Raw genomic sequence first — 26628 nt, 5'->3', positions numbered from 1 at the left:
GGCGCGCAGTGCACCGGGCTCCTCCTGCCGGGACACCAGATGGCTCCAGCCGAGGAAGTCGTTGACGGAAAACGCTCCGGTGCTCCACGTGGTGGCGGCGAAGTCGTGCAGGCCGACCACGATCACCGCGGCAGCCATCTCCGGCGGCGGGTCCTGAAGCAACGCCCACTGGGTGGCGCCCAGGTAGGACGCCCCGATGGTGCCGAACGTTCCGGTGAACCACGGCTGCTCCCGCAGCCACGCGGCGGTGTCGGCGCCGTCGGCGGCTTCGTTGACGACGGGCTCGAACGTCCCGCCCGAGCCGAAGGTGCCGCGCACACTCTGCAGGACTACGTGGTACCCGCGGCCGGCGTAGGCGGCCGCGTAGAGCGCCGTGAACGGCCACCGGCGACCGTAGGGGCCGCGGAGCAGCAACGTACCCGCCGGGTCGTCGGTGTCGGGGCAGTAGTGGTCGGCGAGCAACTCGACGCCGTCGCGCATCGGGACGCGGAGACCGCGGTGCACCTGGTATGTCGTCGTCGGCGGCGGGGTTCCGGCAAGGCGGCTCAGGGTCCTGCCGGCGGCGCGACGCAGCGCAGAGGTGGGGCCGCCTCGTGCGGTGCGGTACGAGGTTGCGGTCACCGGCCCAGGCTAGCGGCGCCCTCTGACAGGTGGGTGGTCAGTAGCGGTAATACGGCGCCAACTCCTGGGCCCGCCGCAGGTTCTCCGCCATACAGTCGACATCGGGGGTCGAGTAGACGGGCGAGTAGAACAGCGACTGCTGAATCAGCCCGTAGCTGGTCTTGAAGGCCACCATGCAGGTGAACCACCAGCGGTTGTTCCAGTCGGTGGGCTTCATGATCCAGTACTGCGCGGCGCGGTGTCCGGCGATGTCGAGTTCCACCGCGTCCGGTGGCAACGTCTGCTCGAAGCTGCGCCACACGATCGCCTCGACAGCCATCTGGTAGTTCCCGGCATCGAGCTTGCAACGATTGATGGTCTCGACTTCCGGTGGCGTGAAGCCCAGTCCGATGTTGTTGATCACATCGATGGGTAGATCACGGCACGGTTCGAACGGTACCGGGTCGGTGGTTTCGAGGACCGGCCACTTGATGGTCGTGGTGGCGGCCGGCAGCGGCGCGCCGGTTCCGCGCAGCTCCACCACCGGCGAATCGGGCACTCCCGACGGGCTCTGCACCACCACGATCACGGCGGCGAGCACTGCTGCCAGCGCTGCGAGCAACCGCACCTTGGTGAGCATTTGCTACTCCTTCGCGTTTGTCGAGCGTTCCTGGCGGGAGTGTACAAGTCGTTATAGGAACCTGTTCTAGTTTCGCCCGGCAGGGCCTCGACGTTACTTCGCCTAGGGTGGACGGTTGTGGCGATCCATGAACCGCAGAGTCGCACGCGCCCTACCCTCTGGGCGATCAGTGATCTGCACACCGGGCACACCGGCAACAAACCGGTGACGGAGTCGCTGTACCCGTCGTCGCCGGATGATTGGCTCATCGTCGCCGGTGATGTCGCCGAGCGCACCGACGAGATCCGATGGTCACTGGATCTGCTGCGGAAACGCTTCGCCAAGGTGATCTGGGTGCCCGGCAACCACGAGTTGTGGACCACCGGCAAGGATCCGATGCAGGTGTTCGGCCGATCACGGTATGACTATCTGGTCACCATGTGTGACGAGATGGGCATCGTCACCCCCGAACACCCGTTCCCGATCTGGACCGATGAGGGCGGCCCGGCCACGATCGTGCCGATGTTCCTGCTCTACGACTACACGTTCCTGCCCACGGGCGCGGCCACCAAGAGTGAGGGCCTGGCGATCGCCAGGGAAAAGAACGTCGTGGCCACCGACGAGTTCCTGCTCTCGAGTGAGCCCTACGCCACCAAGGATGCGTGGTGTCGAGATCGGTTGGCGCACACCAGGAAAAGGCTTGAAAGCCTCGACTGGATGATGCCGACGGTGCTGGTCAATCATTTCCCGATGGTGCGTGAGCCCTGCGATGTGCTGTTCTACCCGGAGTTTGCGCTGTGGTGTGGCACCACCGAAACCGCCGATTGGCACACCCGCTACAACGCGGTGTGCTCGGTGTACGGACACCTGCACATTCCGCGCACCACCTGGTACGACGGGGTGCGCTTCGAGGAGGTATCGGTGGGGTATCCGCGAGAATGGCGGCGCCGCAAGCCGTACCGCTGGTTGCGGCAGGTACTGCCCGACCCGCAATACGCGCCCGGCTACCTCAACGATTTCGGTGGTCACTTCGTCGTGACCCCGGAGATGCGGGAGCAGTCCGAGAAGTTTCGCGAGCGGCTCCGCAGCAGGCAGTCATGACCAAGTTGCTGGAAGCCGTGCTGCCGGCCACCGTGCGCGCGGCCGAGGTGTACGCCGACCCTCCTGGTCTGGAACCGCTGCCCGAGGAGGCGCCGCTGGTGGCGAAGTCAGTGGCCAAGCGGCGCAACGAGTTCGTGACGGTGCGCCACTGTGCGCGGCTGGCGCTGGCCGAACTGGGCGAGCCTGCGGTGCCGATCCTCAAAGGCACCAAAGGCGAACCCTGCTGGCCCGAAGGTGTGGTCGGCAGCCTCACCCACTGTCAGGGCTATCGCGGTGCGGTGGTGGGCAGGCGTGGGCAGGTGCGCTCGGTCGGTATCGATGCCGAACCGCACGACGTGCTGCCCGACGGGGTGCTGGGGGCGGTCAGCCTCCCGATCGAGCGGGTCGAGCTGGCCGCGCTGCCGGCGGGTCTGCACTGGGATCGGATCCTGTTCTGTGCCAAAGAGGCGACGTACAAGGCGTGGTTTCCACTCACCCATCGCTGGCTCGGTTTCGAAGACGCCCACATCACCTTCGATGTTGATGCCTGCGGTGACTCGGGCACTTTCACCTCCGAGATCCTGATCGACCCGACTGCCGAATTCGGCCCGCCGCTGACCAGCTTCGCCGGTCGCTGGTCGGTGGCCGCCGGGCTGGCACTGACGGCGATCGTGCTGTGAGCAGATCAGTGGAACCCGGCATCGTGGTGGTCGACAAGCCGGCCGGCATGACCAGCCACGACGTCGTCGGCCGCTGCCGCCGTATCTTCGGCACCCGCAAGGTCGGCCACGCGGGCACTCTGGACCCGATGGCCACCGGTGTCCTGGTGGTCGGCATCGAGCGGGCAACCAAGATCCTCGGTCTGGTGGCAGGAACCTCGAAGACGTACGTAACCACCATTCGGCTCGGTCAGGCGACATCCACCGACGACGCCGAAGGCGAGATGCTGCAGTGCATTCCGGCCGAACACGTGACCGATGAGCAGATCGCCGCTGCCATCGGCGCGCTCCGCGGTGAGATCGACCAGGTGCCGTCCTCGGTGAGTGCGATCAAGGTAGCGGGTAAGCGGGCCTACCAACTGGCCCGCGAGGGCGAGACCGTGGAGCTGGCGCCCCGCCGGGTGCGGATCGACCGGTTCGACGTCCTGTCCATCCGCCGGCCGGCAGAGACGCCGGCCGGCCTGGTCGACATCGACGCGGTGGTGGATTGCTCCTCGGGTACCTACATCCGCGCGCTGGCTCGCGATATCGGGGCGACGCTCGGCGTCGGCGGGCACCTCACCGCGTTGCGCCGCACCCGTGTCGGTGGGTTCGGGCTCGGGCAGGCCCGTGGGCTCGACGCGCTGGCCGACACACCGGAACTCAGTTACTCCCTCGACGAGGCCTGCCTGCAGTCGTTCGGCCGGGTCGACCTCAGCGAACCGGACGCCGTTGCGGTCAGTCATGGAAAACCGTTGGCGGCAGCCGAGATCGACGGAATCTACGCCGCAGTCGCCCCGGACGGGCGGGTGATGGCGCTGCTGGAGGACTCCGGGCGGCGCACCAAGTCGGTGGTGGTCATCCGGCCGTCCACGCTCTGACTCAGCCGCCGGACACTCAGGCGCAGGGGACGATGAAGATCGACTCCGCCGCCGGATTGCCCAGTTCCACGGTGCGCGTCGCGTCCTTGGGGTGGCTGTCTCCGGGGGCATCGACAGCCACCGACACGGTGCCGGCGAAGTCGCGGCGAGCCAGCACGGTCACATGGGTGTCGAGCGCGATGCCGACGTCGTCGAAATAACGCAGCATGTCCGGGTCGGCGTCGCTGATCCGGGCCACGGCCCCGTGATCGCCGTCGCGGCAGCCCGACAGCTGCTGAGCCGGCGGGGTGGGGACCTGCCCGTCGCGCCCCGGGATCGGGTCGCCGTGCGGGTCCCGTTGGGGGTGACCGAGCTTGGCGTCGATGCGTTCCATCATCAGATCGGACACCGCGTGTTCGAGCACCTCGGCCTCGTCGTGCACCTCGTCCCAGCTGTACCCCAGTTCGTTGACCAGGTAGGTCTCCAGCAGCCGATGCCGGCGCACCACCGACACCGCGGCCCGGCGGCCCCGCTCGGTCAGTGTCACCGCCCCGTACTTCTCGTGGTCGACGAGGCCCTGATCGGCCAGCTTGCGAATGGATTCCGAGGCGGTGCTGGCCGATACCCCGATGCGCTCGGCGAGCATCTTGGTGCTGACCTTCTCGTGGGACCACTCTTGCGCGGACCAGATGGTCTTCAGATAGTCCTGTGCCACGGTGGACAGGTCGCGCACATCAGAACCGCTATCAGGACTCACAGCTCAAAGTTTAGGCAATCGTCACCTCGACCGGGGATCTAGAGGCGCTATCGGCGCCGCGGCATCGTAGGCTTGGGCCCGTGCAGCGGTGGCGGGGACAATCCGAGATTCCCTCGGACTGGGGCAGGTGTGTGCTCACTGTCGGTGTATTCGACGGTGTGCATCGGGGTCATGCCGAGTTGATCGCCCGTGCGGTCAAGGCGGCCCGGTCGCGGGGAATACCTGCGGTGCTGATGACCTTCGACCCCCATCCGATGGAGGTGGTCTTCCCCGGCAGCCATCCGGCCCAGCTGACAACTCTGACCCGGCGGGCCGAGCTGGCCGAGCAGCTCGGCATCGACGTGTTCCTGGTCATGCCGTTCACCACCGATTTCATGAAGCTCACCCCGGACCGCTACATCCACGAACTGCTGGTGGAACGCCTCCACGTGGTCGAAGTGGTGGTCGGGGAGAACTTCACCTACGGCAAGAAGGCCGCCGGCGACGTCGACCAGCTCCGCAAGGCAGGGGAGCGATTCGGGTTCGCGGTGGAGGCGATGTCGTTGGTGGCCGAACACCACCAGAGCGAGACGGTCACCTTCTCGTCCACCTACATCCGGTCCTGTGTGGACGCCGGTGATGTGGTGGCCGCGGCGGAGGCGCTGGGTCGGCCGCATCGCGTCGAAGGCGTGGTGGTTCGTGGTGACGGGCGCGGCCGGGTGCTGGGATTCCCGACGGCCAATGTGGCGCCCCCGATGTACTCCGCCATTCCGGCCGACGGGGTGTACGCCGCCTGGTTCACCGTGCTGGGGCACGGTCCGGTGATGGGCACCGTCATCCCCGGTGAGCGGTACGAGGCGGCGGTCTCGGTGGGTACCAACCCGACGTTTTCGGGACGGACCCGCACCGTGGAGGCGTTTGTGCTGGACACCGCCGCCGACCTCTACGGACAGCATGTGGCGGTGGACTTCGTGGCCAGGGTTCGCGGCCAGGAGAAGTTCGATCAGATCGAGGATCTGGTCAAGGCGATGGACCGCGACGTGGACAAAGCCAGGGCCATTCTGCGCGATTCTTTCTGAACGGGTCCGCGCTGCTAAGCTCTGCGGCGGTATCGACCCGTGCTGCAGTTCGCGGCGGCCGGGTGTGAGTCTCCGATCTCGGGGGCAATCAAATTCCGCGGACCGACAGATGGAGTGAATTCGTGGCGTTGACCACCGAGCAGAAAAAAGAAATCCTGGGCCAGTACGGCCTGCACGAGACCGACACCGGATCTCCTGAAGCCCAGATCGCGATGCTGACCAAGCGCATCTCCGATCTGACCGAGCACCTGAAGAAGCACAAGCACGACCACCACTCGCGGCGCGGACTGCTGCTGCTGGTCGGCCGTCGTCGTCGGCTGCTCAAGTACATCGCGGCTCTCGACGTCGCGCGCTACCGTTCGCTGATCGAGCGTCTGGGTCTGCGTCGCTGACCCAGCGCCCGAGGGTGCACCGGCCCGTCACCGCCCGCCAGGGCAGTGGCGGGCTTCTTTTTTGGGGCTGTGGCCTGCACAGATTCCCGGGTACCGCAAGCCCGGGTGTAGAGTGAGGCTGTTCTGCGCCGGTCAACCGGCGCCGACATGCTGTGAAGAAGAACCAACAGGTGCGGTGCGCACACCCGCGCTACCGTCCCAGCACGCCATGACGAACCCGGACCATGTGGGCGGTCTTCGGTAGTGGCTGTCGGGCTGCCCCTCGTAGGGAGTGCCCGGCCGCTTCGATCGACGGCCGTAGCCACTGGTTTCACCGTGATGGGTTCCGCCATGACGTTGCGAAACGAGGATTGTGAATCCAGAGAGGCCTGACGGACATCTATGTCTGTAGCTGAAATTGACGAAGGCGTGTTCGAGTCCACCGCCATCATCGACAACGGGTGCTTCGGCACCCGCACCATCCGTTTCGAGACCGGCCGGCTGGCCCAGCAGGCTGCTGGCGCCGTCGCCGCGTACCTCGACGACGAGACCATGCTGCTGAGCGCGACATCGGCCAGCAAGACCCCCAAAGACCATTTCGATTTCTTCCCGCTGACCATCGATGTCGAAGAGCGGATGTACGCCGCGGGCCGGATCCCCGGCTCGTTCTTCCGTCGTGAAGGCCGCCCGTCCACCGACGCGATCCTCACCTGCCGTCTGATCGACCGGCCGCTGCGGCCGACGTTCGTCTCCGGCCTGCGTAACGAGATCCAGGTCGTGGTGACGGTGCTGAGCCTGAACCCGCAGGATCTGTACGACGTGCTGGCCATCAATGCCGCGTCCGCGTCCACCCAGATCTCGGGCCTGCCGTTCGCCGGCCCGGTCGGTGGCGTGCGGGTCGCCCTGATCTCCAATGGCAAAGGCGAGGGCCAGTGGGTTGCGTTCCCGACCGTCGAGCAGCTCGAGGGTGCCGTGTTCGACATGGTGGTCGCCGGCCGTAAAGCCGGCGACGACGTGGCGATCATGATGGTCGAGGCCGAAGCCACCGACAAGGTCATCGAGCTGGTGGCCGGTGGCGCCAAGGCCCCGACCGAGGCCGTCGTCGCCGAAGGCCTGGAAGCCGCCAAGCCGTTCATCGCCGCCCTGTGCACCGCGCAGGAAGAGCTGAACGAGGCCGCCGGCAAGGAAACCGCCGAGTACCCGCTGTTCCCCGAGTACGGCGAGGACGTCTACTACTCGGTGGCCTCGGTGGCCACCGACGAGCTGGCCAAGGCGCTGACCATCGCCGGCAAGAACGAGCGCAACGACCGTACCGACGAGATCAAGGTCGAGGTGCTGTCGCGGCTGGCCGAGCAGTACGCCGGCCGGGAGAAGGAAATCGGCGCCGCCTACCGGTCGCTGACCAAGAAGCTCGTTCGGCAGCGCATCCTGACCGATCACTTCCGCATCGACGGCCGTGGCATCAGTGACATCCGGGCGCTCTCGGCCGAGGTCGCCGTGATCCCGCGGGCGCACGGCAGCGCGCTGTTCGAGCGCGGCGAGACCCAGATCATGGGTGTCACCACGCTGGACATGATGAAGCTGGCTCAGCAGATCGACTCGCTGGGACCCGAAACCACCAAGCGTTACATGCACCACTACAACTTCCCGCCGTACTCGACCGGTGAGACCGGCCGGGTGGGTTCGCCGAAGCGCCGCGAGATCGGCCACGGCGCATTGGCCGAGCGGGCACTGATGCCGGTTCTGCCCAGCGTCGAGGAGTTCCCCTACGCCATTCGCCAGGTGTCGGAAGCGTTGAGCTCCAACGGTTCCACCTCGATGGGTTCGGTGTGTGCGTCCACCCTGTCGCTGCTCAATGCCGGTGTGCCGCTGAAGGCCCCGGTTGCCGGTATCGCCATGGGTCTGGTGTCCGACGACGTTGAGATCGACGGCAAGACCGAGCGTCGCTTCGTTGCGCTGACCGACATCCTCGGCGCCGAGGATGCCTTCGGCGACATGGACTTCAAGGTCGCCGGCACCAAGGACTTCGTGACCGCGCTGCAGCTCGACACCAAGCTCGACGGTATTCCGTCGCAGGTGCTGGCCGGTGCGCTCGCCCAGGCCAAGGATGCCCGCTCCACCATCCTCGAGGTCATGGCCGAGGCCATCGACACCCCGGATGAGATGAGCCCGTACGCACCGCGCATCACCACCATCAAGGTGCCGGTCGACAAGATCGGTGAGGTCATCGGGCCCAAGGGCAAGATGATCAACTCGATCACCGAGGAGACCGGCGCGCAGATCTCCATCGAGGATGACGGCACGGTGTTTGTCGGCGCCGCTGACGGCCCGTCGGCGCAGGCCGCGATCGACAAGATCAACGCCATCGCCAACCCGCAGCTGCCCAAGGTGGGCGAGCGGTTCCTCGGTACCGTCGTCAAGACCACCGACTTCGGTGCATTTGTGTCGCTGCTTCCGGGACGTGATGGCCTGGTGCACATCTCGAAGCTGGGCCGTGGCAAGCGCATCGCCAAGGTCGAGGACGTGGTGAAGGTCGGCGACAAGCTGCGCGTGGAGATCGCCGATATCGACAACCGCGGCAAGATCTCGCTGGTTCTCGTTGCTGAAGACGAGGCCGCCGAGGCCGCTGTGGATGGCTCGGTCGCACCGGATTCCGCGCCGGTCGATGTTGCGGCCTCCAGTTCGTAGGGTCACCGACCCGACCCCCGAGGTCTCCCAGGTGCGGCGTACCACGCTGCCCGGGGGACTTCGGGTGGTCACCGAGTTCGTGCCGTCGGTGCGCTCGGCGTCGGTGGGGGTGTGGGTCAATGTCGGCTCACGTGACGAGGGCCCGACGGTGGCCGGTGCGGCCCACTTCCTGGAGCACCTGCTGTTCAAGTCGACGCCGACCCGGTCGGCTGTCGAGATCGCGCAGGCGGTGGACGCTGTCGGCGGCGAACTGAACGCGTTCACGGCCAAGGAACACACCTGCTACTACGCCCACGTCCTCGACGTCGACTTGGCGTTGGCCGTCGATCTGGTCGCCGATGTGGTGCTCAACGGGCGGTGCGCAGTGCCCGATGTCGAGGTCGAGCGGGACGTGGTGCTCGAAGAGATCGCCATGCACGACGACGATCCCGAGGACGCACTCGGTGACGTCTTCCTGGGTGCCATGTTCGGTCAACACCCGGTGGGTCGTCCGGTGATCGGCAGTGTCGAGTCGATCTCGACGATGACACGTTCGCAGCTGCATTCTTTTCACGTTCGCCGCTACACCCCGGAACGCATGGTGGTGGCGGTGGCGGGCAACGTCGACCACAACGAGGTGGTGGCCCTGGTCCGTGAGCATTTCGGCCCGCACTTGGTGAAGGGCCGGCACCCGCTGCAACCCCGTCGGGGCACCGGCCGGGTCGCAGGTCAGCCGGTGCTGCAGGTGGGCCGCCGTGACTGTGAGCAGACCCACGTACTTCTGGGAGTGCGCACTCCGGGACGGCATTGGGAACATCGCTGGGCGCTGACGGTGCTCAACACCGCGCTCGGTGGTGGCCTGAGTTCACGGTTGTTCCAACAAGTTCGGGAGTCCCGCGGGTTGGCGTACTCGGTGTACTCATCGGTGGACACCTTTTCGGACAGCGGCGCGTTGTCGGTCTATTCGGCATGTATGCCGGAGCGCTTCGACGAGGTGATCGCGGTGACCACCGATGTCCTCGAAGAGGTGGCCCGTGACGGCATCACCGCCGAGGAATGCCGGATCGCCAAGGGCTCACTGCAAGGCGGAATGGTTTTGGGGCTGGAGGATTCGGCGTCGCGGATGCATCGGATCGGTCGCAGCGAGCTCAACTACGGCAAGCATCGCAGTTTGTCGCAGAGTCTGGATCAGATCGATGCGGTGACCCTCGACGAGGTCAACGCGGTGGCCCGCACGCTGCTGAGCAAACCGTTCGGTGCGGCGGTGCTCGGTCCGAACGTCACCAAACGCTCACTGCCGCAGCGGCTTCGGAGGCTCGCGGGTTAGCGGCCTGCCGACATGATCGAGGAGTGACGATGGCAGAACTGGCGCGGCGGCACTTTCTGACTGCTGGGTTGTCGATTTCGGCGCTGGCATTGATCGGCAGTCGCCCGGCGTGGGCGCAGCCGGCACCGTCGATCCAAGCGGACCTCGCCGAGCTCGAGTCCCGCCACGACGCGCTCATCGGTGTGTACGCCGTTGATCTGCAGTCCGGACGGGTGATCGCGCACCGGGAAACCGAGCGGTTTGCGATGTGCTCGACGTTCAAGGCGTATCTGGCGGCCCGGATCTTGCAGAAGGCCGAACGCGGTGAGCTGAGCCTGACCGATACGGTGACGGTCCGGGCGGCCGATCTGCTGCCCAATTCGCCGGTGACCGAGACGCGGGTGGATCAGCCGGTCACGCTGGGCGAGCTGTCCGCGGCGGCGGTCCAGGTCAGCGACAACGCGGCCGCCAACTATCTGCTGGAGATCATCGGCGGGCCGGCAGCACTCACCGAGTTCGCCCGCAGCATCGGCGATTACGACAGCCGGCTCGACCGGTGGGAGCCCGAGCTGAATGCGGCAGTGCCGGGTGACCCGCGGGACACCAGCACGCCGCAGGCGCTCGGCAGCGGCATCCTGCAATTGCTGGACGGCAACGCCCTCACCGATTCCGCGCGTACCCAGCTGCTGGACTGGATGTTCACCAACACCACCTCGAGTCTGCGGCCGGGTCTGCCACCAGGCTGGACACTGGCGGACAAGACCGGTGGCGGTGGCTACGGCAGTACCAACGATGTGGGGGTCGCGGTCGGGCCGGATGGCCGGAAGGTGCTACTGGCGGTGATGGTTCGCAGCGCCGGCGATGATCCCGACGCCGACGGTTTCCGGCCGGTGATGCCGGAGATCGCGGCGCTGTTGATGCCCGCTCTTTCCGGCTAGGCCAGATGTAGCGAGTCATCGCGCCGCAGCACGAAGAAATATGGACGCGATGAACCCCGCAGGTCCATGGCGCCGATCACGGCGTCGTCGGACAGCTGGCGAAACACATCGTTGATGGGCAGCTGGTCATAGATCATCGTTGCCGTGTCGACACCGCGGTAGCGGGTGGTGCGCAGCCGGGCCTTGGGGGCGCGGGTCTGCAGCACCGGCTGCATCGTGGCGATCGGGCGGGTGAAGGACCGGTTCTTGACCCCGGGGAGCTTGGCTGCGATGCCCAGCCCGCCGAACGCCAGCACCGGGTTCAGGGCCCACAGGCTGGTGCCGGCGGTGGTGGGGAACAGCAGCGGGTGCACGGTCTCGGTGTCCACGAACTGTTTGCCCCACCAGCCGCTAGATGCCAGGAAACCGTCCATCGGGTGGTGTGTCGGCAATTCGGCGCCGTGCCAGGTTCCGATCATGAACTCCGGGGCGACGGCGGGAGCGGCATCGAAGACGGCCAGAGCGTCCGCGGTGGTGGTCGGTTTGTTGGGGAGAACGTCGCCAAAGTCCATCAGTCCACCTTACTTGACACCTGTCAATTGTTGGCGGGTGGCGCAGGTGTCATCGCCCGGCCGGCTTGGCAGCCGGCCGGGCGAGATGTGGTGGAGTCGGGTGGCCCGTGGATCAGAGGACCGACGCGGGATCGGTGAACGGCAGGTCGAGGTCCGTGGCAACCTGCTGCGACAGCAGGGCGCCCTCGTGGGTGGACAGGCCCTTGGCCAGCGCGGCGTCCGCCGCACACGCGGCCCGCCACCCGTTGTCGGCCAGTTTGAGCACATACGGCATGGTCGCGTTGGTGAGCGCGTAGGTTGAGGTCCGCGGCACGGCACCGGGCATGTTGGCCACGCAGTAGAACACCGTGTCATGCACGGCAAACGTCGGGTCATCGTGGGTGGTGGGCCGGGAATCCTCGAAGCAGCCACCCTGATCGATCGCGATGTCGACCAGTACCGCACCGGATTTCATCTGGGCGACAGTCGCATTGGTGACCAACTTGGGGGCCTTGGCGCCGGGTACCAGTACCGCGCCGATGACCAGGTCGGCCTGCTTGACCGCATCCTCCAGGTCCAGGCTCGACGAGTAGCGGGTCTCGATGGCGCCGCCGTACTCGGCATCGATCTTGCGCAGGATGTTGACGTTGAGGTCGAACACGGTGACGTGTGCGCCCATACCCCAGGCCACGGCGGCCGCGTTGTCGCCGGCCATGCCGCCGCCGATCACCACGACCTTGGCCGGGGCAACCCCGGGAACGCCGCCCATCAACACGCCGCGCCCGCCCTGGGTGCGCATCAGGTGGTAGGCACCCACCTGTGCGGAGAGCCGGCCGGCGACCTCGCTCATCGGGGCCAGCAGTGGCAGTGCGCCGTCTGCGGTCTGGACCGTCTCGTAGGCGATGGAGGTGGTGCCGGAGGCCAGCAGCGCATCGGTGCAGGGTTTGGATGCGGCCAGGTGTAGGTAGGTGAACAGCGTCTGGCCCTGGCGCATCCGGCGGTACTCGGACTCGATCGGTTCCTTGACCTTCAGCAGCAGGTCGGCCTCGGCCCACACCTGATCGGCAGAGGCGACGATCTCGGCGCCCGCGGCCTTGAAGTCGGTGTCGGCGATCGCGGAACCGTCGCCGGCCCCGGCCTGGACGCTCACATCGTGGCCGCGGCGGACCAGTTCGGCCACACCCGCCGGGGTGATGGCAACACGAAACTCATTGTTCTTGATCTCGGTCGGGACGCCGACTCGCATGATCGCTCCTGGGTTGAGGCTTTTACGGTTGGTTGGACTGCTGAGGCTGGTTCAATTGTGAAGAAACGCCAAGCTAACAGCAATGATCATGATGAAGATTCGTTATATTCACCCTGTGGCAGAAGAATCACCAAGATCGCTCGAGCGTCGGACTCCACTGTCGAAGGATGTTCGGGTCACCGACATCGACGACGTCGATCGGCGGATCTTGTCCACGCTGCATGCGGATGCGCGGATCTCCAACAGCGCGCTTGCCGATGCTGTCGGCATCGCCGCCTCGACATGCCACGGCCGGGTCCGTCGCCTGCAGGACATCGGGGTGATCCGGGGTTTCTACACCGATATCGACCCGGCAGCGGTCGGATTGTCGCTGCAGGCGATGATCTCGGTGAGCCTGCAGTCCAATGCTCGTGGGAAGATCCGCAACTTCATCGATCAGATGCGGCAAAAACCGCAGGTGATGGATGTGTACTTCCTGGCCGGCGCCGACGACTTCATCCTCCACGTCGCAGCGCGTGGCACCGATGACCTGCGCGCGTTTGTGGTGGAGAATCTCAACTCCGATGCCGACGTGTCCGGAACCCAGACGTCACTGATCTTCGAGCACCTGCGCGGGGCCGCTCCGCTGTGACGGGCCGGTGACTGACTACGCTGCTCACATGCGAGTTGCGGTATTGGGTGCCAGGGGCAAGGTCGGGTCGACGATGGTCGCTGCGGTCCGAGAAGCCGAGGATCTGACGCTGTCGGCGGAGGTCGACTCCGGAGACTCGTTGACCGCCCTGGTGGACAGCGGTACCGAGGTTGTCATCGACTTCACCCATCCCGGTGTGGTGATGGACAACCTGAAGTTCCTCATCGACAACGGGATTCACGCTGTGGTCGGGACCACCGGTTTCACCGACGAGCGGTTCGAGCAGGTGAGGTCCTGGCTGGCCGCCACCCCGGGCAGCGCGGTGTTGATCGCCCCGAACTTTGCGATCGGCGCAGTGCTGTCGATGCATTTCGCGGCGAAGGCCGCCCCGTACTTCGAGTCGGTCGAGGTCATCGAACTACACCATCCGCACAAGGCCGACGCTCCGTCGGGAACTGCGGCACGCACCGCAAAACTGATCGCCGAGGCCCGAAAGGGACTGCCGCCCAACCCCGATGCCACCAGCACCGGCCTGGAAGGGGCGCGCGGGGCCGACGTGGACGGGATTCCGGTGCACTCGGTACGGGTCACCGGCCTCGTCGCGCACCAGGAAGTGATACTCGGCACCCTGGGGGAGACGCTGACCATCAGGCACGACAGCCTGGACCGCACGTCCTTTGTGCCCGGAGTGCTGTTGGCCGTGCGCAACGTGGCCCAGCGTCCCGGCCTGACGGTGGGCATCGAACCGCTATTGGATTTGTGAGCGCATGCGCGTCCTGCGAACCCAGCTCCTCATCGGGTTCTTCAGTGTGGCCATGGTGCTGTACTTCGTGCTGCTCGGCAGGATCGCCGTCGCCCTGATCGCCGACGGACGGGTCGCGCCGGTAGGCATGGGAATCGCCCTGCTGCTGTTGCCGATCGTCGGAGCCTGGGCACTGGTGGCCACGTTGCGCGCCGGATTTGCCCACCAGCGGTTGGCTCGGCGAGCCGACGAGTTCGGAATGGACCTCGACGTCAGCGACCTGCCGAGGCGGGCGTCGGGCCGGATCGAACGTCAGGCCGCCGACGCGCTGTTCGCGACCGTGCGCGCCGAACTCGACTCCGATCCCGACAACTGGGTGCGCTGGTACCGGGTGGCCCGCGCCTACGACTACGCCGGCGATCGCAGTCGGGCCCGCGAAGCCATGCGCACCGCCGTCGAAATGGAACGACAGCAGCGGTGAGCACGCTCCTGGTCGTGCACCACACACCGTCGCCGGGGACCCGCGAACTCCTGGAGGCCGTGCTCGAAGGCGCGCACGACCCGGAGATCCGCGGCGTCGACGTGGTCGCGCGTCCTGCGCTGGCGGCCACCGTCAGCGACGCGCTGGCGGCCGACGGTTTCCTGTTCGGGACTACCGCGAACTTCGGATACATGTCCGGTGCCCTGAAACACTTTTTCGACACGGTGTACTACCCGATCCTGGACCACGTGGCGGGACGGCCCTACGGTCTGTGGGTGCACGGAAACAGCGACACCGCCGGCGCGGTCTCCGCAGTGGAGCGCTTGGCCACCGGTCTTTCCCTGACCAAAGCGGCCGATGTCCTGGAAGTGACCGGTGGCGTCGACGGGTCCGCGCGTAAACGTGCCTACGAGCTCGGCGGCACACTTGCCGCCACGCTCATGCCTTGACGAAGGAGACACCATGCCCGGTATCGCTGAAATCGCACTTGCCGGTGCGCCCATCGCGGGGGGAGCGCTGCTCGGTCTCGCGGCGGGCAACCTCCGCACCCCGGATGGGCGGGCGCTGCTCAAGCAGGACATGGAGCTGCTCGAGAGCATTCCCGCAGACCAGGTCGAGCGGCGGGCCGAGCTGCAGCGGGTGATCGACCTGCGCATCGACGATCTGGTGGCGGCCGTCGACAAGAACCGGGAACTGCGGCAATTGGCGATGTCCTACCAAGGCAACTGGCGCGACATCACCGTGTTCATCTGCGCCATCCTGTTCACCATCATCTGGTGGCACGTCGAACACGACCGCACCAACTGGATGGTGATGTTTGTTGTCCTGATCGTCCTGACGGTCCTCGCCGGCATCTATGCCGGGCGCGGCATTCTCCGGTCGGTGGTCTCCTACGCGCAGTCCCGGCGTCGCAGAGCGCGAAGCTCGGCAATGGCGGCGCGCGGCCACCATCGCGGTGGCCGCGCCGGCAGGCCGGACTCTCAGTAGTGGTAGGTGTCCGACGGCGCGGGGGCGTGCACTTCCTCGTCGTCGAACTCTGATGCCTCGATGCCATAGGCGCGGGCCAGGTCCAGGATCTTGCTGGCCCGGGCGATGCGGGGTAGGTCCGACCCGTTGCGGATCTCCCCGCCGTCACTCTCGAATTCGGCGAAAAACTCTTTTGCCCAACTGATTTCGTCCTTCGACGGTGACAAGCCGTCATTGACGGTGGCGCACTGGTCCGGAGTCAGACAGATCTTGCCCGTCATGCCGAACTCCGCCGAGACTGCGGTGGCCTCGATCAGCTTCAGGGCGCTGCTGCCGACCGTGGGGCCATCGATGGCGCTGGGAAGGTGGCCCGCCTTGGCGGCGATGGTGAACCGGGACCGGGCGTAAGCCAAGGTGCTCGGGTTGTCGCCGAAGCCGGTGTCGCGGCGGAAGTCGCCGATACCGAACGCGAGCCGGAACGTGCCCTTGGCGGCGGCGATCTCGGTGATGCGTTCAATTCCGCGGGCGGTCTCCACCAGGGCGACGATCGGCACCCCGGGCAGGCGCTTGGCGGTCTCGGTGACATGGTCGACGGACTCCACCATCGCCAGCATCACCCCGCCGACCGAGGTGTTGGTGAGCATCTCGAGATCGTCGGCCCACCACGGTGTCCCGAAGCCGTTGACACGAACCCAGTCGCTGTTGCCGTCGGCGAGCCAGCGAGTGACATTGTCGCGGGCCGCTGCTTTGTCTTTGGGGGCGACCGCGTCCTCGATGTCGAGAACGACGATGTCGGCACGGGACCGAGCAGCGGCGGCGAACCGCTCATACTGCGCACCGTTGACCAGCAGCCAACTGCGCGCCAGCACGGGGTTCAGCCGGGAGCCGGCGTCGTGGTTGTCGGGACTCGGATCATTGACGGCCTGGTCATACACGGACCCTATGGTCGCACGGGTCAATGCGACCCTCGCCCGGTGATCGGGCAGGTCCGTTACGGACTGGAGTATCGGTCCGGGTCGGCATGGCACCGGCACTCCTCGGGTTCGGTGCACGTAAGCTGGCGGCGTGCCCATCGCGACTCCGTACGAGGATTTGTTGCGGCTCGTGCTCGAACAGGGCACCCCGAAGTCGGATCGCACCGGCACGGGAACACGCAGCCTGTTCGGCCATCAGCTGCGATACGACCTGGAGGTCGGTTTCCCGCTGATCACCACCAAGAAGGTGCACCTCAAGTCGATCGTCTACGAACTGCTGTGGTTCTTGCGCGGTGACTCGAACGTGCGCTGGCTGCAGGAGCATGGGGTCACCATTTGGGATGAATGGGCCAGTGCCACAGGAGATCTGGGCCCCGTGTACGGGGTCCAATGGCGATCCTGGCCCACGCCGTCCGGTGATCACATCGACCAGATCAGCGCGGCGTTGGAGCTGTTGAAGACCGATCCGGATTCCCGGCGCAACATCGTCTCCGCCTGGAATGTCGGTGAGATTCCGCAGATGGCGCTGCCCCCGTGTCACGCGTTCTTCCAGTTCTACGTCGCGGACGGCCGGTTGAGCTGTCAGCTGTACCAGCGCAGCGCCGACCTGTTCCTGGGTGTGCCGTTCAACATCGCGTCGTACGCGCTGCTGACGCACATGATGGCCGCGCAGGCCGGGTTGCGGGTCGGGGAGTTCATCTGGACCGGCGGCGACTGCCACATCTACGACAACCACGTCGAGCAGGTGAGCTTGCAGCTCGGCCGTGAGCCGCGCCCATACCCGAAACTGGAACTGGCGCAACGCGAGACGATTTTCGACTACACCTATGAGGACGTCGAGATCACGAACTACGATCCACATCCGCCGATCAAGGCGCCGGTCGCGGTATGAGTTCAGTGACCTTGATCTGGGCGCAGTCCACCTCGGGTGTCATCGGTCGCGGTAACAGCATCCCCTGGCGGCTGCCCGAGGACATGGCCCGGTTCAAGGACCTCACCATGGGACACACCGTCATCATGGGCCGGCTGACGTGGGAGTCACTGCCGGTGAAGTTCCGGCCGCTGCCGGGACGCCGAAATGTCGTGGTGACCCGGCAAGCCGACTACGTGGCCGAAGGCGCCGAAGTGGTCTCCTCACTGGAAGACGCCCCGCTCGACGACGCGTGGATCATCGGCGGGTCACAGATCTACGGGCTGGCGCTGCCGCTGGCAACACGATGCGAGGTCACCGAAGTGGACATCGATCTGCGTCGGGAGGACGACGACGCGCTGGCGCCGATGCTCAACGAGGCGTGGGCGGGCACCGAAGGGGACTGGCAGGACAGCTCGTCGGGGCTGCGGTACCGGTTTTACAGCTACACGCGGTCGTGAAACTCACGGCTGCGCAGGCGCGCCGGGTGGCCGTCGCCGCGCAGGGGTTTGCGGAGCCGCCGCCTCGCGGCGCGGTCACCCGAGCCCATCTTCGGCGGCTGATCTCCCGCATCCAGGTGCTGCAGTTGGACTCGGTGTCGGTCAGCGTACGGGCGCACTACGCGCCGGTGTTCAGCCGGCTCGGCCCCTACGACCGTGACGTGCTGGATCGAGCCGCCTGGAGCCACAGCACCAGTGCGCCGCGGCTGCTGGTCGAATACTGGGCGCATGAAGCGGCTTTGATGGCGGTGGAGGATTGGCCGCTGCTGCGCTGGCGAATGCGGGAATACACCCATGGTCGCTGGGGTGAAGAGATCGTGGCGAGGAATCCGCAGCTGATCGACGACGTGATCGCGGCGGTGACCGAGCTCGGGCCGTCCACCGCCGGTCAGATCGAGGCCTATCTGGAGTCCGAGCCGCGCGGCCGGAAAGGTCCCTGGTGGGATCGTAGCGACACCAAGTGGGTGGCCGAGGCGTTGTTCGCCTCCGGTGTGCTGACCACCGCGACCCGGGTCGGGTTCGCGCGGCACTACGACCTGAGTGAACGGGTGCTGCCGCCGGAGGTGGTGGCCCGCGATCTCGACGACAACGAGGCTGTCCGCGAGCTGTTGTTGCGGGCCGCCGGCGCGCTGGGCGTGGCCACCGAAGCCGATATTCGCGACTACTTCCGGCTGGCTGCCCGTCAGGTGAAACCTGCGCTGGCACAGCTGGTTTCCGACGGCGACTTGGAGCAGGTCGAGGTGGACGGCTGGTCGGCCCCGGCCTATCTGCGGGTGGGACAGCGGGTGCCCCGGACCGATCGGGGGACGGCGTTGCTGTGCCCGTTCGACCCGTTGATCTTTTTCCGGCCCCGGATGGAGCGGCTGTGGAACTTCCACTACCGCATCGAGATCTACACCCCGGCGGCAAAACGGCGCTTCGGTTATTACGTGTGGCCGTTCCTGCTCGACGGCCACTTGGTGGGCCGGGTCGACCTCAAGGCCGAGCGGGCCCGCGATGCGCTGCACGTGGTCGGGGCGTTCACCGAAGACGGTCAGGATCGCAGCCGGGTCGCGGCCGCCCTGGCCGGGGAGCTGATCACCATGGCGGCCTGGTTGGGGTTGGGCGAAGTGAGCGTCGGTGACCGCGGCGATCTGGCGGGGGAGTTGCGGCGGGCCGTCGAGTCAGCTCACCGGTAGCGCAGCCCGGGCAGCTCGTCGCGTTAGGCTCACCGCGTGGCCGAAACCGCCCCGCTGCGCGTGCAACTGATCGCCAAAACCGAGTTCACCGCGCCCCCCGACGTGCCGTGGAGCACCGATGCCGACGGCGGTTCGGCGTTGGTCGAGTTTGCCGGCCGGGCCTGCTACCAGAGCTGGTCGAAGCCCAATCCCCGGACCGCGGCCAATGCCGACTACGTGCAGCACATCATCGACGTCGGTCACTTCTCGGTGCTGGAACACGCCACGGTCAGCTTCTACCTCACCGGCATCTCGCGGTCCTGCACCCATGAGCTCGTCCGGCACCGGCACTTCTCCTACTCGCAGCTGTCTCAGCGCTACGTTCCCGAACAGGAGTCCCACGTTGTCGTCCCCCCGGGCCTGGAAGGGGACCCGGAACTGGAGCGGCTGTTCCTCGACGCCGCCGACGCCAGCCGCTTGGCCTACACCGAGCTGCTCGAGCGTCTCGAGGACCGGCTGGCCGACGTGCCGAACGCCACCCTGGGCCGCAAACAGGCACGTCAGGCCGCGCGCGCGGTGCTGCCGAATGCCACCGAGACCCGGATCGTGGTCACCGGGAACTACCGCGCGTGGCGGCACTTCGTGGCGATGCGGGCCAGTGAACACGCCGATATCGAGATCCGGCGGGTGGCCATCGCGTGTCTGAGACAGCTGGCCGATGTCGCGCCGGCGGTGTTCGCCGATTTCGAGATCACCACGTTGGCGGACGGCACCGAGGTCGCGACATCGCCTCTGGCAACCGAAGCCTAGAAGGCCGCTGAACCGGCTTGAGGTGGCCAGGTAACCTTAGGCCCGTGAGTAACAGTGGTATCGACGCCCAAGCACGTTTGGGCACCATGCTGACTGCCATGGTGACGCCGTTCAGCGCGAACGGCTCGCTCGATCTGGCCACAGCGAAGAAGCTTGCGACCCACCTGGTCGACTCGGGCTGCGACGGGCTGGTCGTCTCCGGTACCACCGGCGAATCCCCGACCACCACCGACGACGAGAAGATCGCGTTGCTCGGGGCGGTACTCGAAGCCGTCGGCGACCGGGCCCGGGTCATCGCGGGGGCCGGGTCCTACGACACCGCCCACAGTGTCCGCCTCGCCGCGGCCTCCGCCGCCGAAGGCGCCCACGGTCTGCTGGTGGTGACCCCGTACTACTCACGCCCCCCACAGTCGGGTCTGGTCGCGCACTTCACTGCGGTGGCCGACGCCACCGAACTGCCGGTGATCCTGTACGACATCCCGCCGCGGTCGTCGATCCCGATCGAGTTCGACACGTTGCGGGAACTGGCATTCCACCCGAACATCGTGGCCGTCAAGGACGCCAAGGGTGACCTGCACGGCGGTGCCCAGATCATGGCCGAGACCGGCCTGGCCTACTACTCCGGGGATGACGCGCTCAACCTGCCGTGGTTGGCGATGGGCGCCACCGGCCTGATCAGTGTCTGGGGCCATCTGGCTGCCGGGGCATTGCGGGACATGGTGACGGCGTTGCAGTCCGGCGACCTGTGCACCGCGCGCAAGATCACGGTGGCACTGGCACCGTTGTGCGCCGCGCAGACCCGGCTCGGCGGCGTCACGCTGGCGAAGGCCGGTCTGCGTCTGCAGGGCATCGACACCGGGGAGCCCCGGTTGCCGCAGATGCCGGCCACTGAAGCTCAACTCCAAACGCTTGCCGCCGATATGCGCGCGGCAGGCGTGCTGCGCTGACAAGAGAGTGAACGATACGTGAGTACTGAACTCGCACCGCCAGGGCCACTGGCTCCCGGCGGTCTGCGGGTGACCGCCCTGGGCGGCATCGGCGAAATCGGCCGCAACATGACGGTTTTCGAGCATCTCGGTAGGCTGCTCGTGATCGATTGTGGAGTGCTGTTCCCTGGGCATGACGAGCCCGGCGTCGATCTGATCCTGCCGGATCTGCGGCACATCGAAGGGCGCCTCGACGATATCGAGGCGCTGGTGATCACCCACGCACACGAAGACCACATCGGCGCCATCCCACATCTGCTGAAGCTGCGGCCCGACATCCCGGTGGTGGGGTCGAAGTTCACGCTGGCGCTGGTGGCGGCCAAGTGCCGGGAGCATCGCATCAAGCCGGTGTTCACCGAGGTGGCCGAGGGGCAGAGCAGCAACCACGGCGTCTTCGCCTGTGAGTACTTTGCCGTCAACCACTCGATCCCGGACGCGCTGGCCATTGCGGTGTACGCCGGCGGCGCCACCGTCCTGCACACCGGAGACATCAAGCTCGATCAGTTGCCTCTCGACGGGCGACCCACGGATCTTCCGGGGATGTCGCGCCTCGGCGACGCCGGGGTGGACCTGTTGCTGTGCGACTCGACCAACGCCGAGATCCCCGGGGTGGGGCCGTCGGAGAGCGAGATCGGCCCCAACCTGCACCGGCTGATCCGCTCGGCAGAGGGCCGCGTCATCGTGGCGTGCTTCGCGTCCAACGTCGCCCGGGTCCAGCAGATCATCGATGCGTCGGTGGCCCTGGGCCGCAAGGTCTCGTTTGTGGGCCGGTCCATGGTGCGCAACATGCAGATCGCCCGCGAGCTGGGCTTCCTCACGGTGTCCGACGATGACGTACTCGACATCGCTGCCGCGGAGATGTTGCCGGCTGACCGAGTTGTGTTGATCACCACCGGAACTCAGGGCGAACCGATGGCCGCGCTGTCGCGGATGTCACGCGGTGAGCACCGCAGCATCACCCTGACCGACGGCGACCTGATCATCTTGTCGTCCTCACAGATCCCGGGCAACGAAGAAGCGATCTTCGGTGTCATCGATGCGCTGGCCAAGGTCGGTACTCGAGTTGTCACCAATCAGCAGGTGCGCATCCACGTTTCCGGCCACGCCTACGCCGGCGAGTTGTTGTTCCTCTACAACGGGGTGCGGCCGCGCAACGTGATGCCGGTGCACGGCACCTGGCGCCACCTGCGGGCAAACGCGGCGCTGGCGGAGAGCTCCGGGGTGCCCGCCGATTCGATCGTGTTGGCCGAGAACGGTGTCAGCGTGGATTTGGTGGCCGGCAAGGTCGGCATCTCTGGTGCGGTGCCGGTGGGCAAGATGTTTGTCGACGGTCTGATCACCGGTGACGTCGGTGACGCCACCCTGGGTGAGCGGCTGGTGCTGTCGTCGGGTTTCATCGCCGTGACGGTGATAGTCCGCCGTGGCACCGGGAAGCTGGCCGGCCCGCCGCATCTGCACTCCCGGGGTTTCTCGGAGGATCCCAAGGCGCTCGAGCCGGCGGCCACCAAGGTTGCTGCCGAATTGGAGAAGTTGGCGGAGCAAGGTGTCACCGATGTGACCCGGATTGCGCAGGCCGCTCGTCGCGCTGTCGGCAAATGGGTGGGTGAGGCGTACCGCCGTCAGCCGATGATCGTGCCGACCGTCATCGAGATCTGACCCTTTCCCGCCGAGCAGACACAAACTCGTGTTCGCGGGTGCCCAAACACCCGATTCTCTGTCTGCTCGCCGGGGGTTGTGGCCCGGGCCGGCTCAGCGCTTGTTCACGAAGCCGGCGTCGACGGGCAGGGTGACGCCGGTGATGTAGCGGCCGGCGTCGGACACCAGCCACAGCGCGGCGTTGGCCACGTCTTCGGGCTCGAGGGTCTGCACCGGGAGCGCATTGCGCATATCGGGGCCGTCCTGGCTTTCCTGCGCCAGACCTTCGAGCCAACTGCGGGTGAAGTCGTTGTCGATCATCGGGGTGTTCACCCCGGCGGGATGCACCGAGTTCACCCGGATGCTGTAAGGCGCAAGAAGGTTCGCATACACCCGCATCAGGCCGACGATGCCGTGTTTGGCGGCCGCGTAACCCACCGAGCCGGCCATCGGTGAGGCCAGGCCCACCAGGCCGGCCACCGAGCTGGTCAGCACGATCGAGCCGCCCTTGCCGGCCTTGACCATCGGCTTCATCACCACGTCGAGGGTGTGGTAAACGCCGGTGAGGTTCACGTCGATGACGTCCTGCCAGGCGTCGTGGCCGGCCAGCGGGGCGATTCCGGCGTTGGCGATCACGATCTCGGGGACCCCGAGTGCCTCGATGCCTTCCCACAGCGCGGTCTTGAGGCCGGCCCGATCCCGCACGTCGGCTTCCCTGGCGATGATCCGGGCGCCGGTCTCCTCGACGAGCTTGACCGTTGTCGCAAGATCATCGGGGGTGGCCAGGGGATAGGGGACCGAAGCGATCTGGTCGCAGAGATCGACGGCGATGATGTCGGCACCTTCGGCGGCCAGTGTGAGTGCGTGCGCGCGGCCCTGCCCGCGCGCGGCGCCGGTGATGAATGCGACTTTTCCGTCCAAGCTGCCCATGTCAGCGTCGCAGCGTGCCCTTGGCGGGGTCGCCGGCCGGGGTGGCTTGCAACATCTTGATATCCGGTGCGCCGTCGAGGTGCGGAGCGATCTCGGCGAACATGCCGGTTACGGCCGGTGCGGCGCTGTGCGTCTGGAGTGCCTCGGCGTCGGCCCACTGCTCGATGAAGACAAAGGTGTTCTTGCCCTCGTGCAAGGCGTAGAGGTCGCAGCCGGGCTCCTCGTGGACCGCGGCGATGGCGCGGGTGCAAACCTCCCGGACGGTGTCCATCGATTCGGGTTTGACGGCGAACGTGGCGACAACAACAACAGCTTGCTGGGAAGGCATGTAAGCGCTCCTGGTGAGGCGAGACGAGTGACGATCCGACCTCGACCATAAGCTGCGCCACTACACAGGTGGCAACGTGTCCTGAATCACAGCCGCTGGTCGGGCGTTCGGGGGATCGGCGACCGGTCGGGTGTGCAGCCGGTGTGGCACGGCGTTCTCTCAGGAAACAGACAGTGGCCAGAGTGGCGGATGGTGCAGATGGGGTGTTTGCGACTAGGCTGGCCCGCATGGCAAGTAAGACCGCCGCGCGCTCCGGAGCTAAAACGAGCAGGTCAAAGGCCGGTTCCCGGCCGACGCGCCCCGCTGCCCCGCGGAAGAAGGCGCCCACCCGGAAGAAGAGTGCGCAAGGCGGAATGATCGCCGGCGCCGGTGTTGCTGTGGGTCGGGCGTCACGTGCCGGCTGGCTTCTACTCGCCCGCGGCGCCGGGGGAACCGCCCGGTCGGTGGGCCGCGCCCGTGACATCGAACCCGGTCACCGACGCGACGGGATCGCTCTGGCCCTACTGGGAGTGGCGGTGATCATCGCCGCCAGCTCGTGGTTCAAGGCCGCCGGGCCCGTCGGGGCGTGGCTCGACAGCGCCCTGCGCACCCTCGTCGGTGGAGCGGTGGGGGTGCTGCCCGTGCTCATCGCGGTGATCGCGGTGATGCTGATGCGCACCGAACCCAACCCCGAAACCCGGCCGCGATTGATCCTCGGGTCGCTGATGATCGGGCTGCCCATCCTGGGCCTGTGGCATCTCTGGTCCGGGGCGCCCGCGATCCCGGCCGGACGTCAGGACGCCGCCGGTTTCTTCGGATTTGCCATCGGCGGGCCACTCTCTGACGGGCTGACGGCCTGGATCGCCGCGCCCCTGCTGGTGATCGGGGTGCTCTTCGGCCTGCTGTTGATCACCGGAACCACCATCCGCGAGGTTCCCGCGACACTGCAGGCGATGTTCGGCACCCGGTCGGATCGCGATGACGACGAGTACTACGACGACGACGAGTACTACGACGAGGTTGACGAGCACGACGACTTCGATGATCGCGCCAAAAGTGCTCCAATAGACGACTTTTCCGACGCCTACTATGACGAGCCGGCGATCGCCGACGACCAGCCCGCCGCCTGGCCGGCCGGATCCCCGATGGACAACTACCCGGTCGAGGCTGCCGATGAAGCCCCGACGGCGCCGGAACCGGTGCCCGCCAAGGCAACCCGCAAGCGGGTTCCGAAAGCCCCGGAGCGCAAGCCGGATCCGGCCCCGAAGCAGGACACCCTCGAGCTCGATCGGGTTGTCGAAGGCCCCTACACTCTGCCGTCGCTGGACCTGCTGGTCGCCGGTGATCCGCCCAAACTGCGCAGCGCTGCCAACGAGAAGATGGAAGACGCCATCAGCTCGGTGCTCGAACAGTTCAAGGTCGACGCCGCCGTCACCGGCTGCACTCGCGGTCCGACCGTCACCCGCTACGAGGTCGAACTGGGCCCTGGCGTGAAGGTCGAGAAGATCACCGCACTGCAGCGCAACATCGCCTACGCGGTGGCCACCGAGAGTGTGCGCATGCTGGCCCCCATCCCGGGTAAGTCGGCGGTGGGGATCGAAGTGCCCAACACCGACCGCGAGATGGTGCGACTGGCCGACGTCCTCAGTGCCCCGACCACCCGCCGCGACCACCACCCGTTGGTGATCGGTCTCGGTAAGGGCATCGAAGGCGATTTCATCTCGGCGAACCTGGCCAAGATGCCGCACCTGCTGGTCGCGGGATCGACCGGCTCCGGTAAGTCCAGCTTCGTCAACTCGATGCTGGTGTCGCTGCTGGCGCGGGCCACCCCGGAGGAGGTCAGGATGATCCTGATCGACCCCAAGATGGTGGAGCTCACGCCGTACGAAGGCATCCCGCACCTGATCACGCCCATCATCACCGAACCCAAGAAGGCGGCCGCCGCGCTGTCCTGGCTGGTGGAGGAGATGGAGCAGCGCTACCAGGACATGCAGGCCTCCCGGGTGCGTCACATCGACGTGTTCAACGAGAAGGTGCGCAGCGGCGAGATCAGCGCGCCGCTGGGCAGCCAGCGCGTCTACAAGCCGTACCCCTACATCCTGGCGATCGTCGACGAGCTCGCCGATCTGATGATGACCGCGCCCCGGGACGTCGAGGAAGCCATCGTCCGGATCACCCAGAAAGCCCGCGCCGCCGGTATCCACCTGGTGCTTGCCACGCAGCGGCCGTCGGTGGATGTGGTCACCGGCCTGATCAAGACCAACGTGCCGTCACGCCTGGCGTTTGCGACCTCCTCGCTGACCGACAGCCGCGTCATCCTGGACCAACCGGGTGCCGAGAAGCTGATCGGCATGGGCGACGGGCTGTTCCTGCCGATGGGCGCGAACAAGCCGGTCCGCATGCAGGGCGCCTTTATCTCCGACGAAGAGATCCACGCCGTCGTCGCCGCCACCAAGGAACAGGCCGAGCCGGAGTACCACGAGGGCGTCACCGCGGTGAAGGCCGGCGAACGCAAGGACGTCGACCCCGATATCGGCGACGACCTCGACGTCTTCCTGCAGGCCGTCGAACTGGTGGTCTCCTCGCAGTTCGGGTCGACCTCGATGCTGCAGCGCAAGCTGCGAGTCGGGTTCGCCAAGGCGGGCCGCCTGATGGACCTGATGGAGAACCGCAGCATCGTCGGCCCGTCGGAAGGTTCCAAGGCCCGCGAGGTGCTCGTCAAGCCCGACGAACTGGCCGGCACGCTGATGCTCATCCGCGGCGGCAGCGATGCCAACGGGGCCGACGCCGACGACGAGCCGGACTTCTAGCCCAGGAACAGGCGCACGCTGCCCGCCGGTGCGGGCAGCGTGCGAAAACTGTCCCGAGA

28 protein-coding genes are annotated in these 26628 nt (G+C 66.7%); 20 read left to right on the top strand and 8 right to left on the bottom strand.

Annotated elements, in window-relative coordinates; genetic code table 11:
- Positions 1-621: CocE/NonD family hydrolase (locus tag WBB07_RS10670; protein WP_526307406.1), on the bottom strand; the 621-nt coding region annotated here is incomplete at its 3' end.
- A gap of 37 nt (positions 622-658) precedes the next feature.
- Positions 659-1240, bottom strand: a complete 582-nt coding sequence (locus WBB07_RS10665; RefSeq protein WP_526307404.1) for a DUF3558 domain-containing protein — start codon at positions 1238-1240, stop codon at positions 659-661.
- A gap of 117 nt (positions 1241-1357) precedes the next feature.
- Here WBB07_RS10665 and pptH point away from each other — a divergent pair, with 117 nt between their 5' ends.
- Genes pptH through truB form a run of 3 tightly spaced genes read left to right on the top strand, consistent with a single transcriptional unit; the run spans position 1358 to position 3878 of the window.
- The gene (pptH, locus tag WBB07_RS10660) at positions 1358-2320 is read left to right on the top strand and encodes an ACP phosphodiesterase PptH (protein ID WP_526307402.1); all 963 of its coding nucleotides are present in this window, start codon (positions 1358-1360) and stop codon (positions 2318-2320) included.
- Positions 2317-2979, top strand: a complete 663-nt coding sequence (pptT, locus tag WBB07_RS10655) for a 4'-phosphopantetheinyl transferase PptT (protein WP_526307400.1) — start codon at positions 2317-2319, stop codon at positions 2977-2979. The genes pptH and pptT overlap by 4 nt, the downstream gene beginning before the upstream one ends.
- Entirely contained in the window at positions 2976-3878 is a 903-nt protein-coding gene (truB, locus tag WBB07_RS10650) for a tRNA pseudouridine(55) synthase TruB (protein WP_526307398.1), read from the top strand. The genes pptT and truB overlap by 4 nt, the downstream gene beginning before the upstream one ends.
- Positions 3879-3894: 16 nt before the next feature.
- Here the strand turns inward: truB and mntR are convergent, their stop codons facing one another.
- Positions 3895-4614: a manganese-binding transcriptional regulator MntR gene (mntR, locus tag WBB07_RS10645; protein ID WP_526307396.1), complete on the bottom strand. Its 720-nt coding sequence runs from the start codon at positions 4612-4614 to the stop codon at positions 3895-3897.
- 80 nt (positions 4615-4694) lie between these two features.
- Between mntR and WBB07_RS10640 the strand changes: the two genes are divergently transcribed.
- The 5 genes from WBB07_RS10640 (at position 4695) to bla (ending at position 10954) form a co-directional block, all read left to right on the top strand.
- Positions 4695-5672 (top strand): bifunctional riboflavin kinase/FAD synthetase, encoded by a 978-nt coding sequence (locus WBB07_RS10640; RefSeq protein ID WP_526307394.1) that lies wholly within the window; start codon positions 4695-4697, stop codon positions 5670-5672.
- Between the two features lie 122 nt (positions 5673-5794).
- Complete coding sequence (gene rpsO / locus WBB07_RS10635; RefSeq protein ID WP_526307392.1) at positions 5795-6064, top strand: 30S ribosomal protein S15; 270 nt, start codon at positions 5795-5797, stop codon at positions 6062-6064.
- 381 nt (positions 6065-6445) lie between these two features.
- Positions 6446-8731, top strand: a complete 2286-nt coding sequence (locus WBB07_RS10630) for a polyribonucleotide nucleotidyltransferase (protein WP_526307390.1) — start codon at positions 6446-6448, stop codon at positions 8729-8731.
- Entirely contained in the window at positions 8709-10037 is a 1329-nt protein-coding gene (locus WBB07_RS10625; protein ID WP_526307416.1) for a M16 family metallopeptidase, read from the top strand. Before WBB07_RS10630 ends, WBB07_RS10625 begins: the two co-directional genes overlap by 23 nt.
- Before the next feature lie 29 nt (positions 10038-10066).
- On the top strand, positions 10067-10954 hold the full coding sequence (gene bla / locus WBB07_RS10620; protein WP_526307388.1) for a class A beta-lactamase: 888 nt from the start codon (positions 10067-10069) through the stop codon (positions 10952-10954).
- Here bla and WBB07_RS10615 read toward each other — a convergent pair.
- Both WBB07_RS10615 and ald read right to left on the bottom strand, forming a co-directional pair.
- Complete coding sequence (locus WBB07_RS10615; protein ID WP_526307386.1) at positions 10951-11505, bottom strand: DUF4334 domain-containing protein; 555 nt, start codon at positions 11503-11505, stop codon at positions 10951-10953. The genes bla and WBB07_RS10615 overlap by 4 nt on opposite strands.
- Positions 11506-11617: 112 nt before the next feature.
- A complete protein-coding gene (ald, locus tag WBB07_RS10610) occupies positions 11618-12730 on the bottom strand; it encodes an alanine dehydrogenase (RefSeq protein WP_526307384.1) in 1113 nt (370 codons plus the stop codon).
- 115 nt (positions 12731-12845) lie between these two features.
- On the opposite strand from ald, the gene aldR reads away from it, so the two are divergent.
- Genes aldR through WBB07_RS10585 form a run of 5 tightly spaced genes read left to right on the top strand, consistent with a single transcriptional unit; the run spans position 12846 to position 15571 of the window.
- Positions 12846-13361: an HTH-type transcriptional regulator AldR gene (gene aldR / locus WBB07_RS10605; protein WP_526307383.1), complete on the top strand. Its 516-nt coding sequence runs from the start codon at positions 12846-12848 to the stop codon at positions 13359-13361.
- 28 nt (positions 13362-13389) lie between these two features.
- The gene (gene dapB, locus WBB07_RS10600; RefSeq protein ID WP_526307381.1) at positions 13390-14124 is read left to right on the top strand and encodes a 4-hydroxy-tetrahydrodipicolinate reductase; all 735 of its coding nucleotides are present in this window, start codon (positions 13390-13392) and stop codon (positions 14122-14124) included.
- Positions 14125-14128: 4 nt separating this feature from the next.
- Positions 14129-14584, top strand: a complete 456-nt coding sequence (locus WBB07_RS10595) for a hypothetical protein (protein ID WP_526307379.1) — start codon at positions 14129-14131, stop codon at positions 14582-14584.
- Positions 14581-15033, top strand: coding sequence for a flavodoxin family protein (locus tag WBB07_RS10590; RefSeq protein ID WP_526307377.1), 453 nt, complete (start codon positions 14581-14583; stop codon positions 15031-15033). Before WBB07_RS10595 ends, WBB07_RS10590 begins: the two co-directional genes overlap by 4 nt.
- A gap of 13 nt (positions 15034-15046) precedes the next feature.
- The gene (locus WBB07_RS10585) at positions 15047-15571 is read left to right on the top strand and encodes a hypothetical protein (RefSeq protein ID WP_526307375.1); all 525 of its coding nucleotides are present in this window, start codon (positions 15047-15049) and stop codon (positions 15569-15571) included.
- Here the strand turns inward: WBB07_RS10585 and WBB07_RS10580 are convergent.
- Positions 15565-16485: an HpcH/HpaI aldolase/citrate lyase family protein gene (locus tag WBB07_RS10580; protein WP_526307373.1), complete on the bottom strand. Its 921-nt coding sequence runs from the start codon at positions 16483-16485 to the stop codon at positions 15565-15567. The genes WBB07_RS10585 and WBB07_RS10580 overlap by 7 nt on opposite strands.
- A gap of 130 nt (positions 16486-16615) precedes the next feature.
- Between WBB07_RS10580 and WBB07_RS10575 the strand changes: the two genes are divergently transcribed.
- The 6 genes from WBB07_RS10575 (at position 16616) to WBB07_RS10550 (ending at position 22543) form a co-directional block, all read left to right on the top strand.
- On the top strand, positions 16616-17416 hold the full coding sequence (locus WBB07_RS10575) for a thymidylate synthase (RefSeq protein ID WP_526307370.1): 801 nt from the start codon (positions 16616-16618) through the stop codon (positions 17414-17416).
- The gene (locus tag WBB07_RS10570; protein ID WP_526307368.1) at positions 17413-17895 is read left to right on the top strand and encodes a dihydrofolate reductase; all 483 of its coding nucleotides are present in this window, start codon (positions 17413-17415) and stop codon (positions 17893-17895) included. The genes WBB07_RS10575 and WBB07_RS10570 overlap by 4 nt, the downstream gene beginning before the upstream one ends.
- A complete protein-coding gene (locus WBB07_RS10565; RefSeq protein WP_526307366.1) occupies positions 17892-19112 on the top strand; it encodes a winged helix-turn-helix domain-containing protein in 1221 nt (406 codons plus the stop codon). The genes WBB07_RS10570 and WBB07_RS10565 overlap by 4 nt, the downstream gene beginning before the upstream one ends.
- Positions 19113-19148: 36 nt before the next feature.
- Positions 19149-19901, top strand: a complete 753-nt coding sequence (gene thyX, locus WBB07_RS10560) for an FAD-dependent thymidylate synthase (RefSeq protein WP_526307364.1) — start codon at positions 19149-19151, stop codon at positions 19899-19901.
- Between the two features lie 86 nt (positions 19902-19987).
- Positions 19988-20848: a 4-hydroxy-tetrahydrodipicolinate synthase gene (gene dapA, locus WBB07_RS10555; RefSeq protein ID WP_526307414.1), complete on the top strand. Its 861-nt coding sequence runs from the start codon at positions 19988-19990 to the stop codon at positions 20846-20848.
- Between the two features lie 18 nt (positions 20849-20866).
- Positions 20867-22543, top strand: a complete 1677-nt coding sequence (locus WBB07_RS10550) for a ribonuclease J (RefSeq protein WP_526307363.1) — start codon at positions 20867-20869, stop codon at positions 22541-22543.
- Positions 22544-22636: 93 nt separating this feature from the next.
- Here WBB07_RS10550 and WBB07_RS10545 read toward each other — a convergent pair whose 3' ends face one another.
- Entirely contained in the window at positions 22637-23452 is an 816-nt protein-coding gene (locus WBB07_RS10545) for a mycofactocin-coupled SDR family oxidoreductase (protein ID WP_526307361.1), read from the bottom strand.
- Between the two features lies 1 nt (position 23453).
- A complete protein-coding gene (locus tag WBB07_RS10540) occupies positions 23454-23780 on the bottom strand; it encodes a putative quinol monooxygenase (RefSeq protein WP_526307359.1) in 327 nt (108 codons plus the stop codon).
- A gap of 227 nt (positions 23781-24007) precedes the next feature.
- Between WBB07_RS10540 and WBB07_RS10535 the strand changes: the two genes are divergently transcribed.
- Positions 24008-26569 carry a DNA translocase FtsK 4TM domain-containing protein gene (locus WBB07_RS10535; RefSeq protein WP_526307357.1) on the top strand — a complete coding sequence of 854 codons (2562 nt, stop codon included), beginning with the start codon at positions 24008-24010 and terminating at the stop codon, positions 26567-26569.
- The last annotated feature ends 59 nt before the right edge of the window (positions 26570-26628 follow it).

This window comes from Mycobacterium sp. (assembly GCF_049647605.1).
In the GTDB taxonomy this organism is placed as follows: domain Bacteria; phylum Actinomycetota; class Actinomycetes; order Mycobacteriales; family Mycobacteriaceae; genus Mycobacterium.
Note: the sequence above shows the minus strand (reverse complement) of the source record. Positions and strands in the feature narration are given on the sequence as shown.

Bases quoted from the DNA above. Each gene is read 5' to 3' on its own strand.
- WBB07_RS10665 (WP_526307404.1), bottom strand. From the start codon at position 1,240: ATGCTCACCAAGGTGCGGTTGCTCGCAGCGCTGGCAGCAGTGCTCGCC.
- pptT (WP_526307400.1), top strand. From the start codon at position 2,317: ATGACCAAGTTGCTGGAAGCCGTGCTGCCGGCCACCGTGCGCGCGGCC.
- WBB07_RS10630 (WP_526307390.1), top strand. From the start codon at position 6,446: ATGTCTGTAGCTGAAATTGACGAAGGCGTGTTCGAGTCCACCGCCATC.
- WBB07_RS10625 (WP_526307416.1), top strand. From the start codon at position 8,709: ATGTTGCGGCCTCCAGTTCGTAGGGTCACCGACCCGACCCCCGAGGTC.
- bla (WP_526307388.1), top strand. From the start codon at position 10,067: ATGGCAGAACTGGCGCGGCGGCACTTTCTGACTGCTGGGTTGTCGATT.
- WBB07_RS10615 (WP_526307386.1), bottom strand. From the start codon at position 11,505: ATGGACTTTGGCGACGTTCTCCCCAACAAACCGACCACCACCGCGGAC.
- ald (WP_526307384.1), bottom strand. From the start codon at position 12,730: ATGCGAGTCGGCGTCCCGACCGAGATCAAGAACAATGAGTTTCGTGTT.
- dapB (WP_526307381.1), top strand. From the start codon at position 13,390: ATGCGAGTTGCGGTATTGGGTGCCAGGGGCAAGGTCGGGTCGACGATG.
- WBB07_RS10595 (WP_526307379.1), top strand. From the start codon at position 14,129: ATGCGCGTCCTGCGAACCCAGCTCCTCATCGGGTTCTTCAGTGTGGCC.
- WBB07_RS10585 (WP_526307375.1), top strand. From the start codon at position 15,047: ATGCCCGGTATCGCTGAAATCGCACTTGCCGGTGCGCCCATCGCGGGG.
- WBB07_RS10570 (WP_526307368.1), top strand. From the start codon at position 17,413: ATGAGTTCAGTGACCTTGATCTGGGCGCAGTCCACCTCGGGTGTCATC.
- dapA (WP_526307414.1), top strand. From the start codon at position 19,988: ATGCTGACTGCCATGGTGACGCCGTTCAGCGCGAACGGCTCGCTCGAT.
- WBB07_RS10545 (WP_526307361.1), bottom strand. From the start codon at position 23,452: ATGGGCAGCTTGGACGGAAAAGTCGCATTCATCACCGGCGCCGCGCGC.
- WBB07_RS10540 (WP_526307359.1), bottom strand. From the start codon at position 23,780: ATGCCTTCCCAGCAAGCTGTTGTTGTTGTCGCCACGTTCGCCGTCAAA.
- WBB07_RS10535 (WP_526307357.1), top strand. From the start codon at position 24,008: ATGGCAAGTAAGACCGCCGCGCGCTCCGGAGCTAAAACGAGCAGGTCA.